The organism is Vibrio sp. HB236076, assembly GCF_040957575.1.
Taxonomy (GTDB): domain Bacteria; phylum Pseudomonadota; class Gammaproteobacteria; order Enterobacterales; family Vibrionaceae; genus Vibrio.
Genome location: NZ_CP162601.1, coordinates 2,774,797 through 2,787,593 on the forward strand (window position 1 = coordinate 2,774,797; position 12,797 = coordinate 2,787,593).

The 12,797-nt window shown below is 49.0% G+C and carries 13 protein-coding genes; 10 read left to right on the top strand and 3 right to left on the bottom strand.

The window, feature by feature from the left end; genetic code table 11:
* Positions 1-120: 120 nt before the first annotated feature.
* A complete protein-coding gene (gene fieF / locus AB0763_RS12215) occupies positions 121-1,029 on the bottom strand; it encodes a CDF family cation-efflux transporter FieF (RefSeq protein ID WP_306102089.1) in 909 nt (302 codons plus the stop codon).
* A 139-nt stretch (positions 1,030-1,168) separates the two neighbouring features.
* Positions 1,169-1,762 carry a Spy/CpxP family protein refolding chaperone gene (locus AB0763_RS12220; RefSeq protein WP_306102048.1) on the bottom strand — a complete coding sequence of 198 codons (594 nt, stop codon included), beginning with the start codon at positions 1,760-1,762 and terminating at the stop codon, positions 1,169-1,171.
* Between the two features lie 203 nt (positions 1,763-1,965).
* On the opposite strand from AB0763_RS12220, the gene AB0763_RS12225 reads away from it, so the two are divergent.
* The 4 genes from AB0763_RS12225 (at position 1,966) to trmL (ending at position 5,432) form a co-directional block, all read left to right on the top strand.
* A complete protein-coding gene (locus tag AB0763_RS12225) occupies positions 1,966-2,646 on the top strand; it encodes a response regulator (protein WP_306102049.1) in 681 nt (226 codons plus the stop codon).
* Between the two features lie 16 nt (positions 2,647-2,662).
* A complete protein-coding gene (gene cpxA, locus AB0763_RS12230) occupies positions 2,663-4,114 on the top strand; it encodes an envelope stress sensor histidine kinase CpxA (RefSeq protein WP_306102090.1) in 1,452 nt (483 codons plus the stop codon).
* 74 nt (positions 4,115-4,188) lie between these two features.
* The gene (locus AB0763_RS12235) at positions 4,189-4,800 is read left to right on the top strand and encodes a superoxide dismutase (RefSeq protein ID WP_306102050.1); all 612 of its coding nucleotides are present in this window, start codon (positions 4,189-4,191) and stop codon (positions 4,798-4,800) included.
* A 152-nt stretch (positions 4,801-4,952) separates the two neighbouring features.
* Positions 4,953-5,432 carry a tRNA (uridine(34)/cytosine(34)/5-carboxymethylaminomethyluridine(34)-2'-O)-methyltransferase TrmL gene (trmL, locus tag AB0763_RS12240; RefSeq protein ID WP_306102051.1) on the top strand — a complete coding sequence of 160 codons (480 nt, stop codon included), beginning with the start codon at positions 4,953-4,955 and terminating at the stop codon, positions 5,430-5,432.
* A 38-nt stretch (positions 5,433-5,470) separates the two neighbouring features.
* Here trmL and AB0763_RS12245 read toward each other — a convergent pair whose 3' ends face one another.
* Positions 5,471-5,950 carry an FxsA family protein gene (locus AB0763_RS12245; protein ID WP_306102052.1) on the bottom strand — a complete coding sequence of 160 codons (480 nt, stop codon included), beginning with the start codon at positions 5,948-5,950 and terminating at the stop codon, positions 5,471-5,473.
* A 435-nt stretch (positions 5,951-6,385) separates the two neighbouring features.
* On the opposite strand from AB0763_RS12245, the gene AB0763_RS12250 reads away from it, so the two are divergent.
* From AB0763_RS12250 to AB0763_RS12275, 6 genes are all read left to right on the top strand, one after another.
* On the top strand, positions 6,386-8,176 hold the full coding sequence (locus AB0763_RS12250; protein ID WP_306102053.1) for a protein-disulfide reductase DsbD: 1,791 nt from the start codon (positions 6,386-6,388) through the stop codon (positions 8,174-8,176).
* 206 nt (positions 8,177-8,382) lie between these two features.
* Entirely contained in the window at positions 8,383-9,015 is a 633-nt protein-coding gene (locus AB0763_RS12255; protein WP_306102054.1) for a response regulator transcription factor, read from the top strand.
* Between the two features lie 163 nt (positions 9,016-9,178).
* Entirely contained in the window at positions 9,179-9,829 is a 651-nt protein-coding gene (locus tag AB0763_RS12260; protein ID WP_306102055.1) for a MarC family protein, read from the top strand.
* Positions 9,830-9,993: 164 nt separating this feature from the next.
* Entirely contained in the window at positions 9,994-10,260 is a 267-nt protein-coding gene (locus tag AB0763_RS12265) for a DUF4212 domain-containing protein (RefSeq protein WP_306102056.1), read from the top strand.
* Positions 10,261-10,271: 11 nt separating this feature from the next.
* A complete protein-coding gene (locus AB0763_RS12270; RefSeq protein ID WP_306102091.1) occupies positions 10,272-11,975 on the top strand; it encodes a sodium:solute symporter family protein in 1,704 nt (567 codons plus the stop codon).
* Between the two features lie 440 nt (positions 11,976-12,415).
* Positions 12,416-12,790 (top strand): hypothetical protein, encoded by a 375-nt coding sequence (locus AB0763_RS12275; protein WP_306102057.1) that lies wholly within the window; start codon positions 12,416-12,418, stop codon positions 12,788-12,790.
* Positions 12,791-12,797 lie beyond the last annotated feature (7 nt).

The following is a 12,797-nucleotide window of genomic DNA, read 5'->3' on the forward strand; positions in this document are numbered from 1 at the left end:
ATCAGAAGATAAGATGATCATTCCATTCCCTCACCTCTGTCGCGGATTCGAGAAATAAAATCGCCAACCCAGTAACGCCGGTGTGATTGAGTCCAACACGCGGCTTGACCAGCGCGTTACCTACCAACCTTGTTCGATCTCGTGCTGCTCTTGACTCAGGACCACAGTGTAGGGATCAAGGTGAATCAACACATCGGTATCGTCAAACAGCGCCGCCACTCTCTCTTCTACCACGTCACCGATGCTGTGAGCCTCGACCAAGGGCAAGGTATCTTTTAACTCAATGTGCAGTTGAATAAAGCGCGTTGGCCCAGACAAACGGGTACGTACTTGGTGAATGCCCATCACTTCAGGCACCGATAACGCCGCCGAGCGAATCTGTTCAATTTCATCTTGGGGTAAAGAGCGATCCAGTAGGGTTTGCACGGCATGATGCGCAATGCGAACCGAAGTGACCAAAATGTACACACCAATCACTAAGGCAAACAACGCATCGGCTTGCGTGATGCCATAAAAACTGAGCGTCATCGCCACCACGATCGCCGCGTTCATGATCAAGTCGGCTTTGTAGTGCAACGAGTCGGCGGCAATCGCTTGACTGTTGGTCACTTTAATCACATGGCGCTGGTACATGACCAACACAAAAGTAATAACGATCGCCAACACGCTCACCCAAATACCGTACTCTGGGGAGTGCAATTGCTGAGGCCGGAACCAGCGTTCGACACCACTTAAAATCAAAAAGACCGCGGAACCACTGATAAACATCGCCTGAGCTAGAGCGGCGAGCGACTCGGCCTTGCCGTGACCAAAACGATGCTCGTGATCCGCCGGTTGCGTAGAATAGCGAACCACCCAAAGATTGATGAGTGAAGCGGTCATATCCAACAGCGAATCGACCAGAGAAGCCAGCAAACTGACGGATTGCGTCTGCCACCAAACCACTAATTTAGCGCAAAGTAAGAAAAGGGCGACACCACTTGCGGCCCAAGCAGCACGGCGAACCAATTTGTGGTATTGAGTATCAATCATAAGAAGACGTACATTGATGTATTGGTATAGAGACGGCCAAGTATACCTGACCGCCCAACAGCGACCAAATAAAAAACCAGAGGCCGGAGCCTCTGGTCGTTGTCGATATATGGATTATTTTATCGCACTATTGGTCTTACTCTGCATCAACCGGTGGTGGCGGTGGAACATCACCTTGAGGGGCTTGCTCCGGTGCGCCAGGCTTGTGCTCGTGGTGGCGATCTTGATGGCCGCGATGCTCTTTGTGCATACCCGGTTTTTTACCTTGCTTCATACCAGGCTTACAATGCTCATCTTGCTTGTGTTTCATATCCATAAACAACACTTGTTGGTCTTTGTTCAGAATATGCATGACGTTAAATTCGTGTTGTAAGCGTTGTACTTGGCGATTAATACGTTGCTCAGCTTGCTGTTTCGCAAACTCTTCCGCTGCAGATTTATCAAAGCGCTCTGCCATAACAATCTCGTTATGCTGCTTCTTCATTTCTTCGCGTTGCGCTTTTTGCGCGTCTTTTTCTTGTTGACGCAGTTTCACCAATTGCGCTTTTTGGTGCTCAGTCAAATCAAGGCGCTTAAAGATTCCTCGCTCGTCACCGCCTTTTTTGCACTGTTCATGACGTGGCATCATTTTTTTCTCATCTTTCGAATTGGCTTGGTGAGCAAAAACTGAAGTCGTCAATACTACCGGTAACATTGCCCCGAGTAGGCACAATTTTTTTGTCTTGTTCATTCTATACTCCATACTCTATTGAGTGGTTAAGCACCTTCGTGATGCGATGGATACAGAATACGACCTCAGTAGTAAAGCAACGTACACGAGGCGTAAAATAACGTAAATGGACCGTAAACTTGACGCCAAGTTAACCGAATTGACATTACAATAGCGCCTATTGATGATTTTCAATGATAAACCATGGAACGCAAACAAAGACTATGAATAAGATCTTGTTAATTGATGACGACATTGAATTAACCGCCCTTTTGACCGAAATCCTGACGCTAGAAGGGTTTACTGTCATTGAGGCCAACAATGGTGAGCAAGGCCTCGCTTTGGTCGACAGCAGCGTTGATTTGATCCTGCTCGATGTGATGATGCCAAAACTCAATGGCATGGACACCTTAAAGCAATTGCGACAACACTGGCAGACGCCGGTGTTGATGCTCACCGCGAAAGGCGAAGATATTGATCGCGTACTCGGATTAGAGCTCGGCGCCGACGATTACTTGCCCAAGCCCTTTAACGATCGCGAGCTCCTTGCCCGCATCCGAGCCATACTACGTCGTACACAAACCGCGAGTGCCAATAAGAGCTCTGATGACATTCAATTCATGGACATCACCTTATACCCCGGCAAACAAGAAGCGTATTGCTCGACTCAACTGATCGATCTCACCTCAACAGAGTTTGCCCTGTTGCGCTATTTGCTTGAACACGCCGGCGCCACAGTCACCAAAGAAGCGCTCAGTGTTGATGTACTTGGCAAACGCTTGGCGGCCTTCGATCGCGCTATTGACATGCACGTATCTAATTTGCGCAAAAAGCTCCCTGAGCGCAAAGACGGTAAACCGAGAATTAAAACCTTGCGCGGCCGAGGTTATTTGTTTGTTGAATAAAGAATAAGAATCCATGATGAGAATACCGAAAATCACCAGCTTATATGGCCGCATCTTCGCCATTTTCTGGTTTACCCTGCTGTTAGTGGTGATGGCGGCAATCTTATTGCCTCATCTCGACCCGAGAAATGGTCGTGACATTAGCCAGCACGAGCAACACCGGCTTGAGCAAGTCAAACAGCACATTGAGTCGGTCTACCAAAAGAGCCAGAGTATTGGTCGTGTGCTTTTTGTTTTAGAACGCGATTTTCCGCCGGCGCCACCTCGCCCGGAGCGCAACGAGGACCGCAATCGACCTCAGCCCCCCGAGCCACCGTTAGCGCCGGAGAAAAGGGTTAACTTTTTCCTCACCGACAACAGTGGCCATATGCTTACGGCGAGATTAACGGAAAAAAATCAGTATCGCGCCCAAGCTTTGCGCACTATGATCAACGGACTCGACGATCAAAGCCGCCCGCAACAGCGCTTGATCGGCCGCTATCGCGTCACGGGGCCATTGCCGGTCACGCTTGGCGAGCAAACCTATTACCTGTATTCAACCGCGCTGAATCAAAAGGGCTTACCGTTTATCCTACAAGTACTCAATCGCCCCTATCAGTTGTTATTGGCGATCATGGTGGTGAGCACCCCTTTCCTCTTGTGGCTCGCTTGGGCATTAAGTCAACCCGCCCGACGCCTAGAGCTTGCAGCGCAGCGCGTATCACGCGGTGAGTTTGTCAGCGATCCCGAACTCGAAAAAGGGCCGTCTGAGTTTCGCCAAGCCGGTAAAAGCTTCAATCAAATGGTGGCGGCGGTCAACCAAATGATCAGCGGGCAACAACGACTCTTGTCTAACATCTCACACGAGCTTCGCTCACCGTTAACGCGCTTACAAATGGCCAACGCACTGGCGATTCGCAAGCAAGGAACCTCGGCCGAACTCGAACGAATCGAGACCGAAGCGCAGCGTTTAGAAGCCATGATTGCTGAATTATTGAAACTTTCACGCACCCAAGTCGATACCCACACCGACCGAGAACAACTCGAGTTACACGCCCTGTGGGGTGATATTCTCAGTGATGCTAAATTCGAAGCCCAACAAATGGCCATGGTGCTTAACTATCCCGCGATTCCCGATCGCCAAATTCAAGGAACTCGTTCCTTGCTCATGAGTGTGATGGATAACTTGGTGCGCAACGCGATTTATTACGGCAATCAGCGCGTGCAAATCGAGTTTTTGATTGAAAAAGACACGTTAACGGTCACCGTCAGTGACGATGGGGACGGCGTGCCAGAAGAAGAGCTCGAGGCCATCTTCCGTCCTTTTTATCGCGTCTCGACGGCCCGAGACCGACATTCCGGCGGTACCGGGCTAGGGTTGGCGATCACGGAAAGTGCAATTCTTAAGCACAACGGTACTATTCATGCTAACCTAGGTGCACTAGGTGGTTTGACGGTAAGTTTTACCTTGCCATTAGTGACCAAATAACCACATTGGATTTAATGTTGATAATAGGTTGTATTTCATATTAAATTGTTTAAATCAACCACGGAGGACTGATAATGTCACATACTTTCCCTGAACTTCCTTACGCTTACGACTCTCTATCTCCTTACATCGATGCAAAAACGATGGAAGTTCACTACAGCAAACACCACAAAACGTATTTCGATAAGTTCACTGCGGCGATCGCTGGTACGGATCTAGAATCTCAGTCTCTTGAAGAGATTTTCGCTTCTGTGTCTTCACACGGCCCTGCAGTACGTAACAACGGTGGCGGTTTCTACAACCACATCCTATACTGGAACTGCATGTCACCTAACGGTGGCGGCGAACCCGTTGGCGAACTCGCTGATGCAATCAAGAGCACGTTCGGTGACTTTGAAAGCTTTAAAGAAGCGTTTGCTCAAGCAGCCATCACGACCTTTGGTTCTGGCTTCGCTTGGTTGATCGTTCAAGACGGCAAACTAAAAATCACCTCAACAGGTAACCAAGACAACCCACTTATGGACGTTGCAGCGGATCAAGGTCAACCGATCCTAGCGCTTGACGTTTGGGAACACGCTTACTACATCAGCTACCAAAACCGTCGCCCTGAGTACATTGATGCTTGGTGGAACGTGGTTGATTGGACAGCAGTAAACGGTTTCTACAAAGACGCATTGGCTAAATAAGTCCATGTGATTGATGTGCCTGTTACTTAACGTAAGACCAGGCACATTGAGCAGAAACATCAAGGCAGGGGATCCCCTGCCTTTTTTCTTGGCCTCATTCGGCAATCTCCCTATACTGTGCGCATTGTTTTCTCAGCACGGTTTAGACCACCATGTTTGATATCGCCCTATACGAACCCGAAATTGCCCCTAATACCGGTAATATTATCCGTCTTTGCGCTAACTGTGGTGCCCACTTGCACCTCATTGAGCCGCTAGGTTTTGACTTTGAAGAGAAGAAACTGCGCCGCGCGGGTCTGGACTATCACGATTTAACCCGCGTGACACGCCACAAAAACTATCAGGCGTTTATCGATCATTTAGAGCAAAAAAGACCCAATCAATATCGCTTGTTCGCCTGCACCACGAAAACCACACACCACCATGTCGATAGTCAATTCCAACAAGGGGATGTGTTGTTGTTTGGCCCTGAAACGCGCGGCCTGCCAATAGAGATCATCGAAGGTCTACCGCTCGACCAACGCCTTCGCATTCCCATGCAGCCCGATGCCAGAAGCCTTAACCTCTCCAACTCCGTGGCCATCATCGCTTATGAAGCGTGGCGACAAATGGGCTTTCACGGCGCGGTATAAAGCGATATTCACTCAAAGTCGACTCGCCCTAGCCGATGCTAGGGCAATTTTTTTTGCTCAGAGGACGTCTCGTCGGAAGATGACTCGGCTGTGCGCTGATACTCGCCATCGTACGTATTGCCCTGCGACGAGTGACGAGAAAAACCGTCGCCTTGATGGGCAGAGCGAACCACGATACGCTCCATCAAAGTTTGCGCGATTTTTTGTCGCCACGGCGGAAACAATAACGCCAAACCAATCGCATCGGTCATAAAGCCCGGCGTTAACAACATCAATCCGGCTAAGGCGAGCGCCAATCCTTCCACCATAGTCTTCGCCGGTACTTGCCCTTGTTGCCACTGGTGTTGAGCACGAGCGATCACAGCCACCCCTTGCTGCTTGACCAATGCAGCTCCCACGACCGCAGTAAAAATGATTAACGCTAACGTCCAACCGATTCCCAACCAAGATCCCAATTGAATGATCAAGGTGATTTCAATAATGGGCACACACACGATTAACAAAAATAGAAACGGCATTGCTCTCTCCTATTGGTTTTGTTGTCACATTTTAGTGTCACCGCACTTTGCGTCTAGATAACACACCGAGTGTTTACCAAGTCCGATGCCCCTGGTGACATTAGGCTTATCGATACCGTGCTTTTGTATGCGGTAATGAAGTGCCAGACTGGCCAGCGCCTACTGCTGTTATTCGCACTCAATCACACCGCCACGTCTTGCTATGTTAACAGAAGTTGGCGAGAACACAGGCAAAACCTAACACCGCCATGCTTGGTGAGCGCAATACCAGACTCGATGTGAAAGTTCTCCTTACAATTCGACTCGCCGATAAGCGAAGTCGTCCCCTTATGTTTCGCCTCACTCAGGTGGTATGGTAAGCGCGTTAATTTCTACCGCCTCGTGGCGATGTTATCCGGTATACTGAACAGTATCGATACAAAATGAAAGGCTATCATGAGATATTTGTTGCATTTATTTTGGCTACTGGCCATCAGTTTTTCGCCCTTGAGTCAGGCGTTAGACTTACAAAAAAGCACGTTGCTTACTCAACAAAACCAAAACCAGCGCTTTGGCCCAGTTGACCAAGTTTTCGCCTTCAGTGCGTTTTCGCAAGACCAATTTCTCTCTCTTGATTGGCAAATAGAGCGCGGCTACTACTTGTATAAAAAAAGTATCCAAGTCATCACCCCAACCGGGCCTGTCAGCCTCACTTTGCCCGATGCCGAGTCTCATTTCGATGACTTTTTTGGCCACGTCGACATTTATCGCCAAAGCCTATCCACGTCGGTATCACTGCCGCCGCAAGAGCAACCCACTCAGATTCAAGTCACTTACCAAGGGTGCGCCGACGCGGGCTTTTGCTACCCACCAACGACCAAAACGGTCGATGTCGCCGCGTTCGATACGCCGGTAAGCCCTAAGCAGGCGACTGCGCCCGCCACCTCATCGACGCTTTCATCTCACTCGGTTGAGCTGCAAGATTACTCAGCGGCACCAGCCAGTGACACGCCTCAAACACAGGTGGGTCAACACTGGTGGACGCCACTGCTGTTTGTGCTATTTGGCATTGGGTTGGCACTCACCCCCTGTGTACTGCCTATGTATCCGATCGTCACCAGTTTAGTATTGGGGCAAGGTAAACTGTCGAATTTGCGTACCTTTGTCTTGGCGTTGACCTATGTACAAGGGATGGCCATCACTTATACTGGCCTTGGGCTTGTGGTTGCTTCACTGGGATTGCCATTTCAAGCCGCATTGCAACAACCGCCGGTTTTAATTGGTTTGAGTTTGCTGTTTATCGCCCTCGCTGCCTCTATGTTTGGCCTTTACACCTTACAGCTGCCTAGCCGATTGCAAACGCGCGTTAATCAATGGAGCAATCAAGCGCAAGGCGGCCGTTTGGGCGGTGTGTTTGTCATGGGGATGATCTCAGGCTTGGTCTGCTCACCCTGTACAACGGCTCCGTTATCAGGGGCTTTGCTGTACGTGGCACAAACTGGCAACCTGTGGGTTGGCGCACTCACTCTCTATGCGTTGGCCATGGGGATGGGGATTCCACTGATCTTAGCCGCCATGTTTGGGCAAAAACTGCTGCCAAAAACTGGGGCATGGATGAACGACATCAAGATTTTGTTTGGCTTTTTATTGCTCGCCGCTCCCCTCTTTTTACTCGAGCGATTGGTGCCAAGTGCGATTGCCACCAGTTTGTGGGCCGTACTTGGCCTGTGTACGGCGACTTGGGTTTGGCACAGGCAAAGCCATTTTTCGCCCAGCCGGCTACGCAGCGCTGCCGCCCTCATCGCCATCTTAGGCATACAGTTTAGTGCGTACTCACTTTACCGCGTTTGGTTAGCCCCTGCACCGGTTTCGCCTGCCCAGGCTTTGTCATTTACCCAGGTGAGCGATCTCGCTGAGTTAGAGACGCAATTGCTCAGCGCCAAGCAACAACAGCAACCCGTGATGATTGATTTCTATGCCGACTGGTGTGTCGCGTGTAAAGAGTTCGAACACAAGACCTTTACAGACCCCAAGGTAAAAGCCGCTCTGGCCCATTACCGCTTGTTGCAAATTGATGTCACCGCCAACAACGCAGAGGATCAGGCCGTCCTCAAGCGACTGGATGTGCTGGGGTTACCGACCTTGGACTTTTGGGCCAGTAGTGGCGAGTTAAATTCAGCAGCGAGAGTCAGCGGTTTTTTGTCTGCAGAAGATTTTATCAATCACTTAGAGAAAAATTCGCTATAAATGGCATCACCTAGGTGGGAAAGTAAACACTTTACTGCCCCACCTAATGAAGCAAAGCCGACACCAGATCTGACTCACTCGACCCTCTCGTGTCCCACCTCACACTTTTGACGGTGAAACAGGAGCTACATCAGAATTTAGACTCCGCATCGTTGTGAGATTATGCCATCCGCTCCATACTGACTTTTCACCGTTTAGGGGGCGTTATGGATACTCAATACACTATTGCGATCGCGGATGATCACCCTTTATTTCGCAATGCACTTTTTCAGTCGGTTCACATGGCGATCAGCGGTGCAAAGCTCATCGAGGCATCAACATTAGACGAGTTGTGCTCCTTGTTAGCGACCAATGACGACATCGATCTGCTGTTATTGGATCTTAAAATGCCGGGTACTGAGGGCATGTCTGGATTGATTCAGTTGCGACAAAGTTACCCCGAATTGCCGATTGTGATCGTTTCGGCCAGTGAAGATGCCCACGTCGTTACCCAAGCAAAACACCATGGCGCTTTTGGTTTTATCCCAAAATCCACGGATATGCGTCACTTAATTCAAGCGCTGCAGACCATTTTATCCGGTGACCCGTATTTCCCAGCAACGCTGATCGACGAGAACTTTCACCCCGACCCAATCAACGACAAGCTCGCGACCCTCACGCCGCAGCAAGCCAAAGTCCTTCACATGTTGTCAGAGGGTTTGCTCAATAAACAAATTGCCTACGAGCTCAATGTCTCTGAAGCCACCGTGAAAGCGCATATGACCGCCATTTTTCGCAAGTTAGGGGTCAATAACCGTACCCAAGCCCTGATTGCGTACAATAAAACGGAAGTTTTGTAATACTAATATCGACTTAAAAAGTAAATCTGGATCACAGTTCGACCAATATTCTTAATCAATAAGATTAATATAATTTTTTACACTAATGTCACCTGATTAGCTCGCACATACGTTATACTAAAATGAGTTTCCATTATTTACTTAACTAAGGAGAGTTACGTCATTGCTTGATATTATTGTGACGCAATTTGTCGTGTTATGGGCTGTGGTTGATCCCATCGGTTCTGTTCCAGTCTATCTATCTCAAACTCAACACCTAACACCCAAACAGCGTAAAGTCGTTGCGGCCAAAGCGGTGATCATTGCGACCGGAATTTTGTCTTTCTTCCTGGTGGCAGGGCAAGTGCTTCTGGAAGCCATGCAGATTCCTCTACCGGCGTTTCAGGCGGCGGGCGGGTTAGTCTTGTTGATTTTTGCCCTCACGATGATCTTTGGCGAAGGGAAGCCAGGCCAAGAGCAAAGACTGTCACAAAGTGCAAGTAAACACGAACTGTCTAACATGGCGGTGTACCCACTCGCGATGCCATCGATTGCCTCTCCGGGGGCCATGATGGCAATTGTGATGCTCACCGATAACCACCGCTACTCTTTGTACGATCAAGCCGTCACTGCGGGCATTTTACTCTTGGTACTCTTGATCACCTGGTTGTTGCTGCTCGGAGCCAATGGCATCAATAAACTGATTGGCCAAGCAGGGGCCGCAATTATCAGCCGTGTCATGGGCTTGATCTTAGCGGCGATTGCCATCAGTAATTTGCTGCAAGGGATCAAAGATTTCTTTATTGCGAGCGGCAGCACTACGACTTTTGGCTAATACGCGGCCTTATACTAAGTCATAAAACCAGCTAATTTTATTAAGCACCTGATAATCAGGTGCTTTTTATTTTGTTCTCCCCGACTAAAGTACAACACCCTCCTTGGCGATCTCCTGCTACCTTATTAATGCAACATTTCATTAACATTTAAAGGAGACAGGCGATGGCTTTTGAATCTTCTGAGCAAGCTCAAACCTACTGGAAAGAAAACTTAAGCATCATGGGCACCTTATTGGCCGTTTGGTTTGCCGTGTCTTATGGCGCGGGCATTCTGTTTGTTGATGTCCTTAATAACATTCAATTTGGCGGATTTAAACTGGGCTTTTGGTTCGCCCAACAAGGTTCGATCTACACCTTTGTCGCTTTGATTTTTATCTATGTGGTCAAAATGAACGCACTCGATAAAAAATACCAAGTCAATGAAGACTAAGGAGCCTTATGATGGATATTCAAACTTGGACTTTTATTTTAGTCGGCATCACCTTTGCGGTGTATATCGGCATAGCCATTTGGTCTCGCGCCAGTTCAACCAGTGAGTTTTATGTCGCTGGCGGCGGAGTACACCCGGTCGCCAATGGCATGGCCACCGCGGCAGACTGGATGTCGGCGGCCTCGTTTATTTCAATGGCGGGAATTATTTCTTTTGTCGGCTACGACGGCGCGGTTTACCTGATGGGTTGGACCGGAGGTTACGTGTTATTGGCCTTGTGTCTGGCGCCTTACCTAAGAAAATTTGGCAAATTTACCGTGCCCGATTTTATTGGCGATCGCTATTACTCGAAAACCGCTCGTATGGTTGCCGTCTTTTGTGCCATTTTCGTCTCGTTTACTTATGTCGCCGGCCAAATGCGCGGAGTCGGGGTAGTGTTTGCCCGCTTCTTAGAGGTCGACATCAACATCGGTATTGTCATCGGCATGGGCATCGTCTTTTTTTACGCGGTCATGGGGGGGATGAAAGGCATCACTTATACCCAAGTGGCTCAATATTGCGTTTTGATCTTTGCCTTCTTAGTACCAGCGATCTTTACCTCTTTAATGATGACAGGTAACCCACTGCCTCAATTAGGCTTTGGCTCCACCATTGAAGGTACCGATACTTACCTGCTGACCAAACTCGATGGCTTAACCCAGGAGCTCGGCTTTACCGCCTACACCGATGGGTCGAAGAGCATGGTCGATGTCTTCTTTATTTGTGCGGCATTAATGGTCGGGACCGCGGGATTACCTCATGTCATCATCCGCTTCTTCACCGTACCTAAAGTGTCGGATGCACGTATTTCTGCTGGCTGGGCTCTGATTTTTATCGCCTTCCTTTATACCACAGCCCCTGCCGTCGCTGCCTTTGCTCGAGTGAATATGATAGACACCATTAACGGCCCAGACATGAAAGGCGTCGCCGCCGCCGAAGCGCCAAGTTGGTATCGCAACTGGGAAAGTACCGGCCTGGTCAAATGGGAAGATAAAAACGGCGATGGCAAAATGTTCTATGCCGGTGATGAACGCAATGAAATGAGCATTAACCGCGACATCATTGTGTTGGCTTCACCTGAGTTAGCGCAATTGCCAAACTGGGTCGTTGCCTTATTGGCCGCAGGGGGGCTTGCTGCCGCTTTATCGACTGCAGCGGGTTTGTTGTTGGTGATCTCCACCTCCATCTCCCATGATTTACTCAAAAAGGGTTTTAAACCCAATATGACCGATAAGCAAGAGCTGCTGGCCGCGCGTATCGGCGCCGCCGTCGCCATTATCGGGGCGGGTTACTTGGGGATTAATCCACCCGGTTTTGTCGCTCAGGTGGTCGCGTTTGCCTTTGGTTTGGCCGCTTCGTCTTTCTTCCCTGCCATTATTTTGGGTATTTTCTACAAGGAAATGAACAAAGAAGGTGCGATATGCGGCATGCTGTCTGGGATTGCGTTTACCGCCGCTTACATCATTTACTTTAAATTTATCGACCCTTCCGCCAATGTCCCAGAAAACTGGCTCTTTGGCATCAGCCCAGAAGGCATTGGTACGCTAGGGATGTGTTTAAACTTTGTGGTCGCCATTGTGGTAAACAAGTTTACCGCTGAGGTCCCCGACGATGTCAAAGACATGGTTGAGTCAATTCGCTACCCGAAAGGTGCCGGCGCGGCTCAAGACCACTAATGATGAGGCACAGTGACGGGCCCTGCGTCCTTCACTGTGCCCTATCTATCACGCTTTTTTACCAATCTTATTAAGTCTGTGGTCAAAGATAGCGCAGAATCAAGCTTGAGAACCAGGCAACCTATTTGCTTATCAATACAAAACAGTGAGTCGTTGTTTTACCCGTTATTTTCACAACGATGTTATCGAGTTTTTTAACCCGCTAGGGTGAGCCGCTATTGAGTTAGATTGCTATTAACGCGCCACCATCACTCAGGCTTTTTTATTGACTCACGTCGCTAGAAAAGCCCTTTTTACCACCTGAATACGCACTTTACGCCGCCACTTTTTCACGCATGTCACTGCCATCATATCGACATCACCGCCCTAAGACATCAAGGTGATTGCAAATGCCACCATTAAATGATAATAATTATCGTTTAGATTATAAGGAGCCTTGCATGACACTCTCATTTCTGAACCAAGCCTATTTTCAATCACAAGATCGTTTTCTCGATGGCTGGGTTGCCCCTGGCTTTGAACCCGATGTCATTCACAGCTACCTTCATCATGGTTTACTGCTCGCCCAATATTACGAACCGGGGCAAAGCACAGAAAACGATTTGCTCTACCAACTGTATTTGCGCCAAATGTTCCGCCATTTGCTCGATTCCGTCCGCGACCCGGGGCGCTCGCCCAGTTTTCGAAAGCAGTGCTTAGACAACGTGCACGTCCCCTTGTTTAAACTGCAACAGTATTATCAAACCATTGCCAATGGCGACGCCTTTTATCACCAATTGCAGTGTGAATTGCACACGCTACACACCCCGATGTAAGTGGCTT